Origin of the sequence: Allobosea sp. LjRoot9 (assembly GCF_964252745.1) — a bacterium.
Lineage (GTDB): Bacteria > Pseudomonadota > Alphaproteobacteria > Rhizobiales > Beijerinckiaceae > Allobosea.
In genome coordinates this window covers 150,107-167,669 of the sequence record NZ_CAXUPC020000009.1, presented here as the reverse complement: position 1 = coordinate 167,669, position 17,563 = coordinate 150,107, and the positions used below count along the sequence as shown (strand labels likewise).

14 protein-coding genes are annotated in these 17,563 nt (G+C 67.6%); 2 read left to right on the top strand and 12 right to left on the bottom strand.

Annotated elements, in window-relative coordinates; translation table 11 throughout:
• Positions 1 to 25 precede the first annotated feature (25 nt).
• The 9 genes from ACSQ3P_RS26255 to ACSQ3P_RS26215 are packed head-to-tail and all read right to left on the bottom strand — an operon-like array spanning position 26 to position 9,328.
• The gene (locus ACSQ3P_RS26255) at positions 26 to 997 is read right to left on the bottom strand and encodes an ABC transporter ATP-binding protein (protein WP_436168408.1); all 972 of its coding nucleotides are present in this window, start codon (positions 995 to 997) and stop codon (positions 26 to 28) included.
• The gene (locus tag ACSQ3P_RS26250; protein ID WP_436168407.1) at positions 994 to 1,974 is read right to left on the bottom strand and encodes an ABC transporter ATP-binding protein; all 981 of its coding nucleotides are present in this window, start codon (positions 1,972 to 1,974) and stop codon (positions 994 to 996) included. The genes ACSQ3P_RS26255 and ACSQ3P_RS26250 overlap by 4 nt, the downstream gene beginning before the upstream one ends.
• The gene (locus ACSQ3P_RS26245; protein WP_436168406.1) at positions 1,971 to 3,515 is read right to left on the bottom strand and encodes a gamma-glutamyltransferase; all 1,545 of its coding nucleotides are present in this window, start codon (positions 3,513 to 3,515) and stop codon (positions 1,971 to 1,973) included. The genes ACSQ3P_RS26250 and ACSQ3P_RS26245 overlap by 4 nt, the downstream gene beginning before the upstream one ends.
• Positions 3,515 to 4,411, bottom strand: a complete 897-nt coding sequence (locus ACSQ3P_RS26240; RefSeq protein ID WP_436168405.1) for a polysaccharide deacetylase family protein — start codon at positions 4,409 to 4,411, stop codon at positions 3,515 to 3,517. The genes ACSQ3P_RS26245 and ACSQ3P_RS26240 overlap by 1 nt, the downstream gene beginning before the upstream one ends.
• Before the next feature lie 11 nt (positions 4,412 to 4,422).
• Complete coding sequence (locus ACSQ3P_RS26235) at positions 4,423 to 5,208, bottom strand: SDR family NAD(P)-dependent oxidoreductase (protein ID WP_436168404.1); 786 nt, start codon at positions 5,206 to 5,208, stop codon at positions 4,423 to 4,425.
• Between the two features lie 37 nt (positions 5,209 to 5,245).
• Positions 5,246 to 6,097 (bottom strand): nickel transporter permease, encoded by an 852-nt coding sequence (gene nikC, locus ACSQ3P_RS26230; protein ID WP_436168403.1) that lies wholly within the window; start codon positions 6,095 to 6,097, stop codon positions 5,246 to 5,248.
• Positions 6,094 to 7,020 carry an ABC transporter permease gene (locus ACSQ3P_RS26225; RefSeq protein WP_436168402.1) on the bottom strand — a complete coding sequence of 309 codons (927 nt, stop codon included), beginning with the start codon at positions 7,018 to 7,020 and terminating at the stop codon, positions 6,094 to 6,096. The genes nikC and ACSQ3P_RS26225 overlap by 4 nt, the downstream gene beginning before the upstream one ends.
• Before the next feature lie 5 nt (positions 7,021 to 7,025).
• Positions 7,026 to 8,534, bottom strand: coding sequence for an ABC transporter substrate-binding protein (locus tag ACSQ3P_RS26220; RefSeq protein ID WP_436168401.1), 1,509 nt, complete (start codon positions 8,532 to 8,534; stop codon positions 7,026 to 7,028).
• A complete protein-coding gene (locus tag ACSQ3P_RS26215) occupies positions 8,534 to 9,328 on the bottom strand; it encodes a GntR family transcriptional regulator (protein WP_436168400.1) in 795 nt (264 codons plus the stop codon). The genes ACSQ3P_RS26220 and ACSQ3P_RS26215 overlap by 1 nt, the downstream gene beginning before the upstream one ends.
• 335 nt (positions 9,329 to 9,663) lie before the next feature.
• On the opposite strand from ACSQ3P_RS26215, the gene tagH reads away from it, so the two are divergent.
• Together tagH and ACSQ3P_RS26205 are read left to right on the top strand one after the other, a co-directional pair.
• Positions 9,664 to 11,103, top strand: a complete 1,440-nt coding sequence (gene tagH / locus ACSQ3P_RS26210) for a type VI secretion system-associated FHA domain protein TagH (RefSeq protein WP_436168399.1) — start codon at positions 9,664 to 9,666, stop codon at positions 11,101 to 11,103.
• A gap of 67 nt (positions 11,104 to 11,170) precedes the next feature.
• Positions 11,171 to 11,680 carry a PAAR domain-containing protein gene (locus ACSQ3P_RS26205; protein ID WP_436168398.1) on the top strand — a complete coding sequence of 170 codons (510 nt, stop codon included), beginning with the start codon at positions 11,171 to 11,173 and terminating at the stop codon, positions 11,678 to 11,680.
• A 20-nt stretch (positions 11,681 to 11,700) separates the two neighbouring features.
• On the opposite strand, the gene tssH is transcribed toward ACSQ3P_RS26205, so the two are convergent.
• Genes tssH through tssF form a run of 3 tightly spaced genes read right to left on the bottom strand, consistent with a single transcriptional unit; the run spans position 11,701 to position 17,461 of the window.
• Positions 11,701 to 14,463 (bottom strand): type VI secretion system ATPase TssH, encoded by a 2,763-nt coding sequence (gene tssH, locus ACSQ3P_RS26200; RefSeq protein ID WP_436168397.1) that lies wholly within the window; start codon positions 14,461 to 14,463, stop codon positions 11,701 to 11,703.
• A complete protein-coding gene (gene tssG / locus ACSQ3P_RS26195) occupies positions 14,460 to 15,503 on the bottom strand; it encodes a type VI secretion system baseplate subunit TssG (RefSeq protein ID WP_436168396.1) in 1,044 nt (347 codons plus the stop codon). The genes tssH and tssG overlap by 4 nt, the downstream gene beginning before the upstream one ends.
• Positions 15,500 to 17,461 (bottom strand): type VI secretion system baseplate subunit TssF, encoded by a 1,962-nt coding sequence (gene tssF, locus ACSQ3P_RS26190; protein WP_436168395.1) that lies wholly within the window; start codon positions 17,459 to 17,461, stop codon positions 15,500 to 15,502. The genes tssG and tssF overlap by 4 nt, the downstream gene beginning before the upstream one ends.
• Positions 17,462 to 17,563: the final 102 nt, after the last annotated feature.

Below are 17,563 nucleotides of genomic sequence, written 5' to 3'. Positions count from 1 at the left end.
TCCGAGAATAGGTAATTCCGGACGCTCACGCCGCCCGGACGAAGCAGGCGGCCTGGGTTCCAGACTGCGCGTCCTTCAGGGCAGGGCGCACTGTTGCGCAGATATCGACGCGGATCGGGCAGCGGCTGATGAAAGGGCAGCCCGGCGGCGGCGAGAGCGGGCTCGGCAGGTCGCCGGTCAGGATGATCTTTTCGCGGCGGCGCTGCAGTACCGGGTCCGGCAGCGGGATCGCCGAGAGCAGCGCCTGCGTATAGGGGTGCCGCGGCGCCTCGAACATCGCGTCGATCGGCCCGCTTTCCGCAACCGTGCCGAGATAGAGCACCATCGCCTCGTCGGCGAGGTGACGCACCACCGAGAGGTCATGCGAGATGAAGAGATAGGCGAGATCGAGCTCGCGCTGCAGCTCCAGCAGCAGGTTCAGCACCTGCGAGCGGATCGAGACGTCGAGCGCCGAGACCGGCTCGTCGAGGATCAGAAGGCGTGGCGACAAGGCGAGCGCACGCGCGATGACGACGCGCTGGCGCTGGCCGCCCGAGAGCGCGCTCGGCAAGCGCTCGCCGAAGGCCGAGGGCAGGCCGACCCGGTCGAGCAATTCGATCACCCGTCTGCGCCGGTCGTTGCGCGACCAGCCGGCGATGGCGAGTGGCTCGGCTATGCTGTCGCAGATGCTCATCTTCGGGTCGAGCGCGGCGCTGGGGTCCTGGAAGACGATCTGGATCTCCTGCGCCAAGGCCGCCCGGTCGCGGCCTTTCAGCCCGGTGACGTCGCGTCCGTCGAACAGGATCGTGCCGCCGGTCGCCTGCTCCAGCCCGATCACGGCATAGGCCGTGGTTGACTTGCCGCAGCCGGATTCGCCGACCAGCGCGAGCGTGCGCCCGGCATGGACGTCGAAGGAGACGCCGTCCACCGCCTTGACCACGCCGCCGCGCGCACCGACGCCCTGGCGCAGCTTGAAATGGACCTTGAGGTCGCGGACCTGTAGCAGCGGCGCGCTCATGCCAGGGCCTCGACGCGGGCCGAGTGCCAGCAGGCGGCAGCATGGCCGGCCTCGACGGGCGCCAAAGGCGGCGGCTCAAGGCAGGCCTCGTCGGCGAGCGGGCAGCGCGTGCGGAAGCGGCAGCCTTCGGGCCAGGCGCCGGCGCTGGGCACCATGCCCTCGATGGTGCGCAAAATCGCCTTGCGCTGGCCCTGCAATGTCGGGATCGTCGCCAGCAGGAGCTTGGTATAGGGGTGGCGCGGTGCGGCGAAGATCGGCTCGACCGGCCCGCTTTCGACGATACGGCCGCCATACATCACGCAGACATCGTCGGCGAGATCGGCGACGACGCCCATGTCATGGGTGATCAGCACGATCGCGGTGCCGACCTCCTCGCGCAGGCGGCGCATCAGCTCGAGGATCTGCGCCTGGATCGTCACGTCGAGCGCCGTCGTCGGCTCGTCGGCGATCAGCAGGGCCGGGCGGCAGATCAGGGCCGAGGCGATCATGATGCGCTGGCACATGCCGCCGGAGAGCTCGAACGGATATTGCCGCGCCCGCCTGGCCGCATCGGGAATGCCGACACGGGTCATCATCGCGATGGCTTCCGCGCGTGCGGCTTTCCCCTGGAGTCCGCGATGCAGGATCAGCGCCTCCTCGACCTGCTCGCCGACGCGCATCAGCGGGTTCAGCGAAGCGACCGGCTCCTGGAAGATGATCGTCGCCTCATTGCCCCGCACCTCCGACAGGGCGGCCTCATCAAGGCCGGTCAGGTCGCGCCCGTTCAATCGGATCGCGCCCTGCTTGATCCGTGCCGCCTTCGGCAGCAGGCCGAGCACCGACAGCGCCGTCAGGCTCTTGCCGCAGCCGGATTCGCCGACGATGGCGAGGATGCGGCCGGAGCCGACCGCAAGCGAGACATGGTCGACGATGCGGTTGCCGTCGATCTCGATGACGAGCTCGTCGATCGCCAGGACGGGGGCGTCGATCGTCATCATGCCGTCGCTGCGACCACGGCGGCCCAGGGGCTGGTCGGATGAGCCATGCCGATGAAGCCGCCGTCGGGAGCGGTCATCACAGCCGATGGAATCGAGAAATTCACCGGATAGAGCGTGTCCTCGACGATCTCGATGGGGAAGGCGGTCGCGACGGTCGCAGCGACATCGGCCTCGGCGCGCGCGTCGATCTTGATGCGCGGCGTCGAGGCGTCGATGCGCGGGCGATGGAAGGCCCCCTCGAGCGAGAGGCCGAAATCGGCAAGGCCGGAGATCAATTGCAGCACCGTCGGGAAGATGGTGCGCCCGCCTGCAGCCCCGATGGCGAGCACCGGGCGGCCGTTCCGGCTCAGCACCAGCGGGCACATATTGGCGAGCGGCTTCTGGCCGGCCGCGATGCTGTTGGGCTGGCCGGGGCGGGGATCGAACCACATCATGCCGTTATTCATGAAGATGCCGGCATTGGGCAGCGCGACCTTGGCGCCGAAGCGCGAGAGCAGCGTGTTGGTCAAGGAGACCATGGTGCCGTCGCGATCGACCACGCTGACATGGGAGGTGCAGCCGGCCTGCGGCGTCGCGGCATGGCCGAGCGTGGTCAGGCGCGTCGCATAGGCCTCGCGGATGGCGCTGGCATAAAGCAGGGCGGTCTGGGCCGGCGTGGTCGCGCGCGAGAGCGGGCCGCTTTCGAGCCTGCTGGCGGCGTCGAGAAAGCTCGGCCCGCCGCTGAGGCCGGGCAGCGCCGCGATATCGAAATCGCGATAGCGGCCGGCGAGCGCCGGCGCCCAGGCGACCTCATAAGCGGCAAGATCACTGGTGCGGATCGGCGAGCCGCCGGCTTCGAGATCGGCGGCGATCATGCCGGCGCTCTCGCCCTCATAGAAATCGCGCGCGCCGGCCTTGGCGAGGCGTCGCAGAAGTGCGGCCTTGCGCGCCATCGGCTTGAACCGCCGCGTATCGGCCCCGGCCTTGGGCGGGTGTCCGTCATCCAGCAGCAGCGCCGCCGAAGCCGGATCGCGGGAGAGGCCGGCAGCGTCGATCGCGATGCAGAGCGCCGCGAACCAGTCGATCTCCAGCCCGCGCTCGGCATGTTCGATCGCCGGCTGCAGCGCCTCCTCCCAGGAGAGCGTGCCATGGCGTGCGAGCGCGGCTGCAAAGCCCGCGATCGCGCCGGGCACGCAGATCGCGCCATAGCCTGAGACATTGCGCTCGTCGACGACGGCCGGCCAGGCGAACCAGTTGCCGCTCTGGCCATCGGTCAGCGGATAATCGGCCGGATCGAGCCCGGCGGCGGCGCGGACGTTGAAGTCGAGCGTTTCGGTGGCGCCGGTCCGGCCATCGGCATGGACGAGAAAGCCGCCGCCGCCGACCCCTGACAGCCACGGCTCGACGGTGCTCAGCACCAGCGCGGTGACGACGGCGGCATCCATCGCATTGCCGCCGCGCGAGAGCACGGCCGCTCCAGCCTCGGCCGCATGACGGTTCTGGGCGGCGACGAGCCCATGGGGCGAATGGACGGCGGGCCTCTGGACGGTGAAGGTCTGCATCAGCGTGGGGCCTTGAAGCGGAGCGGGCCGCTGGGCTCGGGCAGCCGCAGCTTCACGCTGAAGCGCTCGGCATTGCTGCTCGCGGCATGATGGGCGGCGAGCTCGCCGACGGTGGCGATCCAGACGCCTTCCGAGGTTGTGACGGCGTCGAGCAGCTTTTCCAGCATCCGGACCCGGCCGGCGCGGCCGGAGATCCAGTCATGGATCGTCAGCATCATCATCCGGCCCTCGCGGTGCAGCACCTGCCATTCGTCGAGCCAGGCCTCGAGGATGCCGCCTTGCGGGGAGGGCGGGGCGCGGTCAGTCGGGCTGCCGGTGAAGCGAAAATAGATCGCGTCATCGACCGCCCAGAGCACCGGCACCTGGGTGACGCCGTCGATCGTATAGGGATGGTCGAAGCCCATCAGCGAGGAATCGTAGAGCCCGCGCCGCTTCACCTCCGCCAGCATGGCCGGCGTCATCTCCCAGGCCGGCGAGCGGAAGCCTTTCGGCACGATACCGGCTTGGGCTTTGAACAGGGCAAGCGATTCATCGAGCGCACGGGCAAATTCGTCCGGGTCCGCCTCGGTCGCGATCTCGTGGAAATAGCCGTGCAGGCCGACCTCATGGCCGCGTTCGACAAAGGCCGGCAGCAGATCGGGATGGTTTTTCGCCACCAGGCCCGGCACGAACATCGTCGCTTTGACGCTGTAGCGGTCGAGCAGGTCGAGGATGCGCCAGATGCCGATGCGCGGGCCGAACAGCCGCTGCTCCATCTGCCCGAGCGTGGCGGGGGCGTCGGGAGCCAGGTTCCACTGATAGGGGCTCTCGGCATCGACATCGATGCTGAAGCAGAAGGCGCTGGTCTTGCCGGCAGGCCAGTCATAGCCGGCGCGGGGGAAGGTCGCGGGGGTCATCGACGCCTCCTTCAAAGCGCGCTCTTCTTGTCCTGATGGACCGCGAGCGAGCCGATCGAATTGCCGCCATCGACCGTCAGCGTCGCGCCGGTGACGTAGGATGAGAGATCGCTGGCGAGGTAGAGCAAGGCGTTGCCGACATCCTCGCGCGAGGATGGCCGGCCGAGCGGGATCTGCGAGATCGTGCTCTGGATATGGGCTTCAGTCAGGCCGCTGACCTTGCTGCCGGCGGCGAAGCCCGGTTCGAGCGCATTCGAGCGGATGCCGTATTCGGCGAGCTCGACGCCGAAACCCTTGGTCAATCGGTCGAGCGCGGTCTTGGAGGTCGAATAGACCGCGGCCGTGCGGCGCATCTTGCGCGAGGCGCCCGAGGAGATGTTGATGATCGAGCCCTTGACGCCCTTGCGCACCATCTGCGTCGCGATCTCGCGGGTCAGGATGAAGGGCGCGCGCAGATTGACCGAGAAGATCCGGTCGAACTCCTCCGTCGAGGTGTCGAGCAGGAAGCCGCTGGGATAGATCCCGGCATTGTTGACGAGGATGTCGACCGCGCCCCAGCGCTGGCCGATCTCGGCGGCGAGTGCCTTGATCGAGGCCTCGTCGGTCAGGTCGGCGGGCTTGGTGAAGCTGTCGGGACCGAGGTCAAGCGATGCAGCCAAGGCGTCGAGCTCGCCGGCTTTCGCATCGGTCAGAGCGAGCGTCGCTCCGGCTTCGTGCAGAGTCTCAGCGATCCAGCGCCCGATCACGCCGCAGGCGCCGGTGACGAGCGCGCGCTTTCCCTTGATGTCGTCGAACATGGCAATGGTCCTCAAAGTCGAATAGTTGGCATCATGCTCAGCGGAAACGCGGGTCGAGGCGGTCGCGCACCGCGTCGCCGGTCAGGTTGACGGCAAGCACGAGCACGAACAGGCAAAGCCCCGGCAGGGTCGCGGCCCACCAGGCGGTGGCGACGTAGTTACGGCCAGTCGAGAGCATTGCGCCCCAGCTCGCCGTCGGTGGCTGCACGCCCAGGCCCAGGAAGGAGAGCCCGGCCTCGAACAGCACCATCAGCCCGAATTCGAGCGTCGCGACGACGCTGACTGCGCCGATGATGTTGGGCAGGAGATGGCGGAAGAGGACGCGCGGCGCGCTTGCGCCCATCAGCGCCGCAAGCCGGACATAAGGCATGGTCGCGATCGAGAGCGTCTGGCTATAGGCGACGCGGGCGTAGCGCGGCCAGCGCGTCAAGGCGAGCACCAGGACGACATTAACCAGGCTCGGCCCCAGCACCGCGACGGTGATGATCGCCAGCAGCACGGCCGGGATCGAGAGGAAGACGTCGACGACGCGCATCACCGCGACCTCGATCCAGCCGCGCCGGTAGCCCGCGATCATGCCGAGCGTGGTGCCGACCGTGCCCGACAGGATGACCGAGGCGAAGGCGACGATCAGCGAGACGCGCGCGCCATGGATGATGCGGCTGAGCAGGTCGCGGCCGAGCTCGTCGCTGCCGAGCCAGTAATGGAAGCTGCGCGAGACCGTGCCGGGCGGCTTCAGGCGGCCGACCAGGTTCTGGGCATTGGGATCATAGGGTGCGAGCCAGGGCGCCAGGATCGCAGCGAGCGCCACCAGAGCGACGATCGCCAGCGGCCACCAGCGCCAGAGCTGGCGCTTGCGGCGCGCGGGTGAGGCGGCAACAGCGCTCATCGCCCGCCATCCAGCACGATGCGCGGATCGACCAGGCTGTAGAGCAGGTCTGAGATCAGGTTCAGCGCCACGGTGACGAAAGCGCCCATCAGCACGACGCCCTGCACGATCATGAAATCGCGCGCCAGGATCGCCTGCACGGTGACCTGCCCGATGCCGGGCCAGGCGAAGACCGTTTCGACGATGACGGCGCCGGCGAGGAGGTTCGAGATTTCGAGCGCTGCGACCGTGATCAGCGGGATCGAGGCGTTGCGGGCGATGTGGCGAACGAGCAGGCGCCCGGTGCGGACGCCGCGCGAGCGGGCGGTGCGGGTATAATCCTTCGACAATTCGTCGAGCAGGGCCGAGCGCGTGATCCGCGCGAAGGTCGCCATCGAGAGCAGGCCGAGCGCGAAGGACGGCATCACCAGATGCGAGAGGTCACCGGTCGAGGAGGGCGGCAGCCAGCCGAGCAGCACAGAGAAGACCAGGATCATCAGGATGCCGCTCCAGAAGGTCGGCATGCTCTGGGCGGCGAGCACGAAGCCCGCCGCGAGCTTGGCGATCGGCTTGTCGCGGAAGACCGCGAGCAGGATGCCGATCGGCACGCCGATGCCGCAGGCGACGAGGAGCGCGCCCGCCGCCAGCATCAGCGTATAGGGCAGGCGCGAGGCGATGATCGTCATCACCGGCACGCGCTGCACGACGGACTGGCCGAGGTCGAAGCGGGCGAGATCGGCCAGGAAGTCGAGATACTGGACCGGCAGCGGCCGGTCGAAGCCCATCGCATGGCGCAGCGCATCGACATCGGCCTTGGTCGCGGTCTCCGGCACCAGCAGATAGGTCGGGTCGCCGGTCAGGCGTTGGACGAAGAAGATCAGTGTCACCACCCCGATGATGGTGGCGAGCGCCTGTCCGGCACGCCTGAGCAGGAAACCTTGCACGAAGCTCAGTCCGTCCAGCTCATGCGGTTGAGGAACATGCTTTCATTCGGCGTCGGCTTGAACTGCAGGTTCTTGGCCGCACCGTAGATCACGACGGCCTGATAGAGCGGTACCAGCGGGGCTTCCGCGGCGATGATCTCGTGAACCTGCTTATACGCGGCAAGCCGCTTGTCCTTGTCGAGCGTCTGGCGCGCCTCTTCGAGCAGGCTGTCGGCCTTGGGGTTGCGATAGGCCGACCAGCCGCTGCTCTTGTGGATCAGCGGGAAGAGCACGCCGTCTGCGTCCTGGCAGGCGCAGGACCAGCGGCCGAAGCTCAGCGTCGAGGTCGCCTCCGGCCCAGCCTGCGAACGCTTGAGGTAGCTCGCCATGTCCGACATCGCGATCTTGACGTTGAGACCGGCATCGTTGAGCTGCTGCTGGATCGCCTGGACGATGCGCTGGTCGAAGACGGGCGCGGTCGAGAGCTCGATTTCGGCTTTCGCCGCCGGGCCGGCTTCAGTGACGAGCGCCTTGGCCTTGGCAAGGTCGTAGCTCGGCCCTTTCAGGCCCTCGACCCAGCCGAAGCTGACTGGAGTCAGCAATTGCGAGACCGGCTTGTCGAAGCCGCCGAGCAGGCCGTCGACCAGCCCCTCCTTGTCGATGGCATAGGCCGCCGCCAGCCTGAGCTTGACGTTGTCGAAGGGCGGCTTGACCGTGTTGAGGCGCAGATAGGCGACGCGCTCGGTCAGGCCGATCAAGGCCTTGGCCTTGGTCGCGGATTTGAGCTGGCCGGCCTGGTCTGAATCGAGCGTCACGCCGAGATCGCTGGTCCCGGCCTGCAGATTGGCGAGCCGTGTCGCCCCGTCCGGCACGGCGCGGAAGATCACGGCCGGGAAGGGACCCTTGTCGCCCCAATAGGCGTCGTTGCGCACAAGCGAGACCTGCACGCCGCGCTGCCAGGCCTCGAATTTATAGGGCCCGCTGCCGACGGGCTTCAGGTTGAAGGCGTCCTTGCCGACCGCCTCGACGATGGCCTTGGGCACGATCGAGAGCTTGACCAGCTGGGCGAGCAGGGCCGGATAGGCGCCGTTGGTGGTGAGCTTGAGCTTGGTCGGCGAGAGCGCGGTCGCGTCGGTGATCTTGTCGAACTGGCCGAGCTGCGGGCTGCCGAATTTCGGATCGGTGATGCGCTTGACGCTGTAGGCGACGTCCTCGGCCGTCAGCTTCGAGCCGTCATGGAAGGTGATGTCGGGCCTGAGCTCGAACTCGATCTCGGTGTCGGAGAGGTATTTCCAGCTGGCGGCGACCTGCGGGACGATCTCGCCCTTGTCGTCGCGGGTGACGAGATTGTCGAAGATGTTGCGGTAGACATAGTAGCTGTCCGGGTTCCACTGCACCTGCGGATCGAGCGAGGACGGCTCGTTGACGAGGTCGACGACGAGCCGCTCCTTCGAGGCCTGGGCCGGAGCAGCGCCAAGCGCGAGCACGGCGACCAAGGCGGCCGCGACATGAGTGGTCCGCGAGAGAATGCTCATCACTGCTGCTCCTTCGAGAGGGGGATCGGGAGAGGGATCGGAGTGTCCGGCGCTGCGGTCGTGGGCCGCGCGGTGCGCCGGCGCGCCGAGCGGGCGGCCGGCTGCGCCAGGCGAGCCGACGCCGCCAGGAAGCCATGGGCGAGGGCGTCGGCGAAGCGCTCGTTCTCCTGCGAGATCGCGAAGCGGGCAGCGTCCGCATCGCCCGCGATCAGCGCGGCCGCCAGCGCGCGCCGGTCGGGCGGCGCGACGGGGTGGCCGGCGAGGTCGAGCAGGCGCAGGATGCGGTCGGCATGGTCCCAAATCTCACCGAGCCAGCGCCGGGCGAAGCTGCCGGCACTGCTGACGAGCAGGTCACGCAGTTGCCGCTCGGCCAGACGCGCGGTCGCCAGGGCGGCGGGCTCGCTGCGGCCAAAGACCGATTCCATCACGCCGAGCAGCGAAATCAGCAGGTCGCGGGACTGCCCATTGAGGCGTTGCGCCGCGAGCGACGGCTCCAGCCGGCGGCTGCCGTCCAGCACCGCCTCGATCAGCGCGCCGTCCACCGGGGCGATGCGCCAGCCCTGCCTGGCGTGCCGGCTGACGAAGCCCTGCGCCGACAAGGCGGTCAGCGCGACGCGGATGCCGGCGCGGCCGAGGCTGAAGCGCTCGGCCAGGGCAGCCTCGTGGATGAAATCGCCCGGTGCGAGTTCGCAGGCGATCACCGCCTTGCGCAAACGCCGGGTCGCGACATCCATCCGCGCCTCAGTGGCGGGCAGGGTCGCAGATGGCGCGAAGGGAGAGGAGGTGTCGAGCATGGCGGCAATCTGGAACGGTTTGTGAGATTTCACAAGTGGCTTGTGACATTTCATATGTCGCAGGATTCATCGCCGGTCGCGTCTCGAAATCGCGCTTCGAAGCGGGGCGAGAACATGGCAGGCAGCGTGCCGGAATGGTGGGGCGCGGCCAGCTCTGCGGGCCCTGCGATCCGGTCGTCGCAATGCTTGCCTTGGACGCTAAGGATTCTTTGACCTTTCCTTACGTCGCACTATGATTTTCTCGTCGAGCCGTACGATACTTGCGTAGGATTACGGCCGGGCTTTGTGTGAACGGGAAACTGCGCGTGCCGTCGCTTACGCTGTCGATACAGAACGTGGACAGGCTGCCTGATGGCGGCCCGCTCCAGATCACCATCAAGGGCCAGCGCGGGCTTGATATCGGCCGCGACCAGTATCTCGACTGGACCTTGCCCGACCCTGGCCGGATCGTCTCCAGCCGGCACTGCGAGGTGCGTTTCCGCGACGGTGCCTATTGGTTGCACGACGTGTCGAGCAACGGCACCTTCGTCAATGGCAGCGAATTGCGCATGTCGGGGCCGCACCGCCTCAAGGATGGCGACCGGCTCGAGATCGGCCACTACATTATCGGGGCGAGCGTCGACAGCGAAGGTGCGTCGGAGACCGCCCCCGAGGTTCCCACGCCGCCCTTCTCGCGGCCGGAGGAGATGTGGGACAGCGCCTCGACAGCGCCACCGATCCCGGCCTCCGAGCTCAGGCCACCGCGCCCGGCGGCTGAGCAGAGCGACCTGATGAACTGGTATGTCGATATCCCGGATATCGATGAGCCGGCGCGCCGCGACGAACCGGCCTGGCTGCCGCCGGACAAGAACACTGCCGCCGCCGCGCCTCTCCCTGTTCCGCCGCCGGCGCCGAATGCCGAAGTGCCAGGCTTCGAGGCCTTGCCGCCGATGACTGCGCCGCTGCCGGCGCCGCGCGGCGACTGGTCGATCCACCCCATTCCCGATGCGCCCGAGCCGGCTCAGCCTTCGCCCGAGCCCGTGCCGTTGGGCGGCTACATGACCTCGCCGCCGGCCGCGATCCTGGCCGCCAAACCCGCGCGCCCGGCCGCTGCCGCCGCCGTCGCCACGGCTCCCGAGCCGCCGCCGGCCGCTCCGCCGGTTTCGGTCAAGGCTCCGTCGGCCCAGACTTCGGCCCAGGCGCCGATCGGCAATCAGCTCGCAGTAAGGATGGCGCGCGGCGCGGGCGTCAGCGAGGAGATCTTCAACCGCCGTTCGCCCGAGGAGATGGCCGAACTCGCCGGCCTGCTGCTCAGGATCACCTGCGAGAACGTCAAGCAGATGCTGCAGGCGCGGGCCGAGACCAAGGGCCTCGTGCGCAGCACCAACCAGACCATGATCCAGGCGCTGGAGAACAATCCGCTGAAATTCTCGCCGACCGTCGAGGATGCGCTGAGAATCATGTTCGGTCCCAGCACGACGAGCTATCTCGACGCCAAGCGGGCGCTCGAAGACAGCTTCAAGGATCTGAAGACCCATCAGATGAACACCTACTCCGCCATGCAGCAGGCGCTGAAGATGGTGGTCGCGGATCTGGATCCCGCTGTCATCGAAGCGGCTACGGACAAGGAAGGCGGGCTCGGTGGCCTGATGGGCTCGCGCAAGGCCAAGCTCTGGGACCATTTCGTCACGCGTTGGAAGGCGAAGACCGAGCGCCACGACAACGGCCTGGTCGATGCCTTCATGCTGTATTTCTCGGAATGCTACGACAGGCTGGCGAGCAAGCTGCGCTCCTGAGTAGCCTTGCGGGTTTGCCGCGCGCTATTTAGAATTTCCGCTGCGTCACTCGACGGAGGGCCGAGCCATGCCGACCGGACCTGCTGCCCGCGTATTCGATCCCGTGCTGCACCCGCTGCCGCCGGTCCTGCAACCGGGGCCGGGCAGCCCTACGGTCCTGATCGGTGGCATGCCGGCCTGGCGCGGCATCGGTGGGGCCGGTGCGGCCGCTGTGAAGTCCGCAAAGCAGGCCTCGGACGCCACGCTTAAGGCGGCGGAGACCGCCAAACTGGCTGCGGCGGGCACACCCGGTGCCCCGGCAGCAGTTTTGGCCGAGGAGACCGCCAAGACGGCAGCCTCCGCCGCGATGAGCGCAACCATTACCGGCGCGGCAGCGAGTGGCGGCGGGGTCGACATCCACATCTGCGCCACGCCCCTGCCGGTGCCGCCGCATGGGCCCGGCGTCGTCGTCGATGGCTCGACGACGGTGATGATCAACGGCCTGCCGGCCTGCCGCATGGGCGACACCATCGTCGAGGCGCTCGGGCCGCCCAACAAGATCATGATGGGCTGCCCGACGGTGATTATCGGCGGCTGAGGGCTTTCATCTGGCCCGCTCTATGCGACCTCATAGGCGAACTGCCCGTCCGCGATCGCGACCTTGGCGCTCTTCACGTCGGTTTTCTCGATCGCCTTGTTGAGGAAGGCGCGCGAGAGCGCCGGCAGCAGCGTGTTGGTGATGATGTTGTCGATCATGCGCCCGCCGGAATCGGGGTCGTTGCAGCGCGAGACGATGTGGTCAACCACCGCCTGATCGTAGAGGAACGCGGCATTGTGGTTCTCGCGGATGCGCTTGCCGATGCGGTCGAGCTGGAGGCGCACGATGCCGCCCAGCATGTCGGGCGAAAGCGGGTAATAGGGGATCGTGACGAGGCGGCCGATCAGGGCCGGCGGGAAGACCTGCAGCAGCGACGGGCGCAGCGCCGCCGAGAGCGTCTCGGCATCGGGCTTGGCTGACGGGTCGCGCGCCATGTCCATGATCACATCGGTGCCGACATTCGAGGTCAGGATGATCAGCGTGTTCTTGAAGTCGATCCGGCGGCCGGTGCCGTCCTCCATCTGGCCCTTGTCGAAGACCTGGAAGAACAGCTCGTGCACATCCGGGTGCGCCTTCTCGACCTCGTCGAGCAGCACCACCGAATAGGGCTTGCGGCGCACGGCCTCGGTCAGGCGGCCGCCCTCGCCATAGCCGACATAGCCGGGAGGCGCGCCTTTCAGCGTCGAGACCGTGTGCGCCTCCTGGAACTCGCTCATATTGATGGTGATGATGTTCTGCTCGCCGCCATAGAGCGCCTCCGCCAGCGCCAGCGCCGTCTCGGTCTTGCCGACGCCTGAGGGTCCGCAGAGCATGAACACGCCGATCGGCTTGTTGGGGTTGTCGAGCTTGGCGCGATTGGTCTCGATGCGTTTTGCGATCATCGCCAGCCCATGGGCCTGGCCGACGACGCGCTTGTTCAAGGTCTCGGCCAGGTTGAGGATGGTCTCGATCTCGTCCTTGACCATCCGGCCGACGGGAATGCCGGTCCAGTCCGAGACGATCGCGGCGACAGCCTGCTCGTCGACATGGGCGTAGATCTTGCGCTCGTCGGGGTTCAAGGATTCGAGCGAGGCGTTCCTGTCCTTCAGCGCGGCGAAATCGGCTTCGGCATCGGCAGGAGCCGCTTCCGCATCCTCGCCGATCGGTGCGGCGGCGGGGGCTGTGTCGTCATTGTCGGCGTCCGTGCCGGTGGCGGGAGCGGTCTCGGCCGCGGCTGTCTTGGCTGCTGCAGCCTTGTCGGCTGCTGCTTTGGCGATCTTCTCGCGCAGCGCCTTGATCTCGTCGACGATCGCCTTCTCGGACGCCCACTCGGCTTCGAGCTTTGCCAGCTTCTCCTGCAGCGTCGCGGTCTCGACCGCGATCTCGGCGAGACGCTCGCTGGCGTCGGTGCCGATGTCGCGATCTGTCTCCAGCGCGGTCTTTTCCTTGTCGAGCGCGGCAATGGCGATGCGCGTATCCTCGATCGAGGCCGGCGTCGTCGTCTGGCTGATCGCGACGCGGGCGCAGGCCGTGTCGAGCAGGCTCACCGCCTTGTCGGGCAATTGCCGCGCCGGGATGTAGCGATGCGACAGGCTCACCGCCGCGACGATCGCCGCATCCGAGATGCGCACGCCATGGTGCTTCTCCATCGGCCCCAGAATGCCGCGCAGCATGGTGCAGCAGCGGGCGATGTCGGGCTCGTCGATCTGCACGGGCTGGAAGCGCCGGGTCAGCGCCGGATCCTTCTCGAAATAGAGCCGGTACTCGGCCCAGGTCGTCGCCGCGATGGTGCGCAAGGTGCCGCGCGCCAGAGCCGGCTTCAGCAGGTTGGCGGCGTCGCCCGTGCCGGCGGCCCCGCCCGCGCCGATCAGCGTATGCGCCTCGTCGATGAACAGGATCACCGGTGTCGGCGAGGATTGCACCTCGTCGATGACCGAGCGCAGGCGCTGCTCGAACTCGCCCTTCATCGAGGCGCCGGCCTGCATCAGGCCGATATCGAGCGAGCATAATCTGACGCCGCGCAAAGGCGGCGGCACGTCGCCGGATGCGATGCGCTGGGCAAAGCCCTCGACCACGGCGGTCTTGCCGACGCCGGCCTCGCCGGTGAGGATCGGATTGTTCTGGCGCCGGCGCATCAGCACGTCGATGATCTGGCGGATCTCGTCGTCGCGGCCGGTGATCGGGTCCATCGTCCCCGAGGCCGCCTTGGCGGTGAGGTCGATCGAGAAGCGGTCCAGCGCGGTCGAGCCCCTGGCTCCGGGCGCGGCCTCCGCGCCCGGCGTGCCGGCCGCGCGCAATCCCGAGCCGTCCATCGGCTGCAGTGATTCCTCGTCCGACTGGGCCCAGACGGTGCGGTGCTCGCCGGCCAGCGTGTCGACCGGGATTTTCGCGAATTCCTTGGAGGCATCGACCAAGGCGCGGCGGACATCGAGCGATTTCAGCGCCGCGACCAGGACATGGCCGGAGCGGATCTGGGTCTCGCCGAAGAACAGCGTCGCATAGTGCCAGCCGCGATCGAGCAGGTCGGTGACCTGGTTCGAGACGCCGGGCATCTCGGTCTCGTTGCGCTTGAAGCCGTTCACGACCGCGCCGATCTCGGTGAGCATGCGGGCGCGGTCGAGCTTGTAATGGTCGATGGTGATCGCGATGTCGGATTTGTCGTTCTGGAGCAGATGAAGCAGCCAGTGCGCCACCTCGACATTGCGGTTGCCGCTGCGCTTGGCCCCGCGCAGCGCCTGGATGAAGGCGTCGTAGCCCAGGCGGTTGAGCTTGCCGGTAATGGCCTCCAGACTGATCTCGCTCATGACGGCCCCTTCGTCTTGTTGGTTTTCGGCGGTTTTTTCGGCTGCGGGGCGGTCTTCTGCCCCGGTTGGAAGCGCGCATCGCAGCGGATCTCGTCGGCATCGACATCGCGTTTCGGCGAGAGCCATGAGGTCCAGCCGAGCTGTCCCGAGCGCGACAGGCGCATGGGCTCGACCTTGCTGGCGGGGATGGTGAGTTCGATATCCCAGGTGATCTCGTGGCCGACGACGAAGAAGATCGCGTCGTTCAGGACCTGGCAGACGTCGCCGCTGGGCAGGAAGCGCCGGTATTCGTCGAGATCGGCCGTATGCAGCCGCACCACGATCTTGTCCTCGATGCTGAAGACGCCGGCGCCGATCAGCATGTCGACGCCAAGCCGGGCATGGCGGCCGCCGAGGCTGGAGCGGTCGCTTTCCTCGAATTCGATCTTCATGCCGACGAATTCGTCGATCTCGACCTTGAGATCGAACATGCCCTCGAGAAAGCCGCGCAGGCGCGCCGCCGATTTCGCTTGTGCGCCGAGCAGGCCGGAAAAGCTGGCCTTGAGCGCATCCGGAGTGGCGTCGAGGCCGCGATAGGGTGCGCTACCCAGCCCGATGCCGGAGCCGACGAAATCGAAGAAGCGGTCATGGTCGAGGCTGTCATGCTGTGCGACGGGCCGGGCGTCGGCCCAGCTGCGGAAGAACAATTGCAGGAAGCGGTTCTGGAACAGGTCGAGAAAGCGCGGAAAGGCGTCGTCGCCGGCGATGAGCCAGGCATGAGCTTCCTCGGTCGTGGCATAGGGCAGGGCGCCCTGCGGGCCGAGCAGGCCGAGGAACTTGACCAGGATGCGCATGCGCCCGGTCGCGTCCTTCTCGGCCTTGGCCAGGGTCGATGCCGGGAAATCCATATAGGGGTCTTGGCCCAGCGCGACATAGTCCTCGCGCGTCGCGCTGGAATCGCCGATGCGGGGCTGCTTGGGATTGGCGCGCTCCAGCCGCCGCAGCGTCTCGTAGAAATCGAAGCGCCAGGGCTCCTGGGTCAGATCTTCGAGGAAGCTCACAGCACCCTCCTCGATCCGGCGCGAGGCGGCCAGCGCGCGATCTCGCCGCGCTCGACCGTGCGGATCACAGTCTGGGTGAAGTGGTTCATGCCGGCATATTCGGCGAAGAACCGATCGAGGATGGCCCCGAGCAGGAAGGCGCCGGAGCCCTCGAAGGCCTTCTCGTCCAGCGTCACGGTGACCTCGGTGCCGCGCGCCGCGCCCAGCCCCGCGCGGTGGCGCACGCGCCTGACCACGGGGCGGCTGTCGAGCGAACGCGTCCCGCGGATCCGCCGTTCGGTGGCGGCGTCCGCGAGGTCGGCGAAGAGGGCGAGCGTCTCGCGCAGCGCCCGCCCGTCCTTGCCGCCGCCGCGCTCGAGCAGGCCGAGATGGTTGAGGCTGAGCATATTGATCAAGCGCCAGGTCACGGTCCCGGTATGGGCGGTCTCGCCGCGGCTGCGCAGATAGGAGGCGACGGGCTCGCGCGGCGGCGTCGGCCCCGCCGTGCAGACGATGTCGAGCGTCTGGTCCTCGGGCAGGCGGAAATCGGCGCCGCTGCTGCCGACCGGCAATTGCTCGGCCAGATGCCGGTTGCTGCAGAAGGCGCGGATGCTGAGCTCGACGACGCGCGCGGCCAGATCCGTGCCCGGCTTCTCGGTCAGCGAGATGAACATGTCCGTGCCGATATAATCTGAAGCCGCGCCGCGCTGCTTCTCCTCGATCGAGCGGCGCCGGGGCAGGCGGCGGATGGTGTAGAACAGCCCGGATTCATCGCCGCTTTCGAGCGAGGAGGAGTAGAGCGGGCGCACCGGCACCTTCTCCCGCCCACCGGCGAAATGCGCGAAGACCTCGACGATGCGGTGCGGTTCGAATTCGAGATAGCGGCTGCGGTCCGGCACGACATGGTGCTCGTGGACATTGGTCTTCATCGGGATGCGGTCGGTGCCCATCTCGAACAGGTTCACCGCGGGGCTGGTATAGAGCGAGAAGGTGTTGCCATCGACGATGCTGCCGAGCCGCGGGCTCGCCTCGTCGAAGACCATGACGATCTCGATGTTGCGCGCCGCGAGCGACTGGCGGGCGGCTTTCAGCCCACCCAGCGTGAAGCCGAGGAATTTGCGCGGGAACATGAAATACTCGCGCAGCAGGTCGAAGCCCCGGAATATCCGGGTATCCTGCGGCAGCAGCGCCTCTTCCTCGTCCATGCCGATCTGCCGCAGGCAATCCTGCGGCAAGGGCACGGCGACCGGATCCCCGAACGGGTCGAGATAGCGCAGGAACACGCCGATGCAGCGCGCCATGATGTGCTCATAGAGGACGTGGGCGTCCGGCTCCGCGCCGGTGAGATAGAAGGGCAGCGTCTCGAGCTTCGTGCCGGAGAACCAGCATTCGGGCTTCGCCTTGGCCTCGGTGTCGGAAGGTTCGTCGTCGCGGCGCGGCGTGGTGCGGTGGGTCAGGCCGATGCGCAGGCCTGCCAGCGCCCGCCGGTCGATCGGGATGCCAAGGCCCTGCAGGGCGGCGGGCGTGGCGAAATACTCCGCGCCGGTGATCTCGAAGGGCCAGAGCGTGACATCGGAGGCGAGCCGATAGCGGCAGGCGACGCGGCGGCCGCGCTGCTGATAGGTCGCGTCGATATAGCTGCCCTTCGCGATGGTCTTGCCTTCGCGCAGTGCCGTGTCGCCGAAGGCGGGCTGAAAGCGGGCCAGGATGCAGGACGGCGTCGGCGCCAGATAATTCGGCACCAGCTGTTCGAGCAGATTGGAGGTGAATTCGGGGAATTCATGCTTCAGCTTGAGCTGTACGCGCGCCGCGAGAAAGGCGGTGCCCTCCAGCAGCCCGGATACCATCGGGTCGATGCGGTCGCGCACCAGGCCGCCGAGGCGGTCGGCAATGCCGGGATATTCGTCGCCGAACTCCTTGGCCTGCTGGTAGAGCAGATCCAGTTCGCGGTTGTAGAGATCGAGGAATTCGCGATCCATGGCAGCTAGGACGTCGTGTCGAAAAGCGGAAGCCGGTCCCTGGGCGACATCATGCCCTCATGCTGCGATGAGCGCCGGAGCGGGCCGGGATGATGTCTGGAG

Coding starts and splice junctions, on each gene's coding strand:
- nikC (WP_436168403.1), bottom strand. CDS start 6,097: ATGAGCGCTGTTGCCGCCTCACCCGCGCGCCGCAAGCGCCAGCTCTGG.
- ACSQ3P_RS26235 (WP_436168404.1), bottom strand. CDS start 5,208: ATGTTCGACGACATCAAGGGAAAGCGCGCGCTCGTCACCGGCGCCTGC.
- tssH (WP_436168397.1), bottom strand. CDS start 14,463: ATGAGCGAGATCAGTCTGGAGGCCATTACCGGCAAGCTCAACCGCCTG.
- ACSQ3P_RS26240 (WP_436168405.1), bottom strand. CDS start 4,411: ATGACCCCCGCGACCTTCCCCCGCGCCGGCTATGACTGGCCTGCCGGC.
- tssF (WP_436168395.1), bottom strand. CDS start 17,461: ATGGATCGCGAATTCCTCGATCTCTACAACCGCGAACTGGATCTGCTC.
- ACSQ3P_RS26215 (WP_436168400.1), bottom strand. CDS start 9,328: ATGCTCGACACCTCCTCTCCCTTCGCGCCATCTGCGACCCTGCCCGCC.
- ACSQ3P_RS26250 (WP_436168407.1), bottom strand. CDS start 1,974: ATGATGACGATCGACGCCCCCGTCCTGGCGATCGACGAGCTCGTCATC.
- ACSQ3P_RS26255 (WP_436168408.1), bottom strand. CDS start 997: ATGAGCGCGCCGCTGCTACAGGTCCGCGACCTCAAGGTCCATTTCAAG.
- ACSQ3P_RS26245 (WP_436168406.1), bottom strand. CDS start 3,515: ATGCAGACCTTCACCGTCCAGAGGCCCGCCGTCCATTCGCCCCATGGG.
- ACSQ3P_RS26220 (WP_436168401.1), bottom strand. CDS start 8,534: ATGAGCATTCTCTCGCGGACCACTCATGTCGCGGCCGCCTTGGTCGCC.
- ACSQ3P_RS26205 (WP_436168398.1), top strand. CDS start 11,171: ATGCCGACCGGACCTGCTGCCCGCGTATTCGATCCCGTGCTGCACCCG.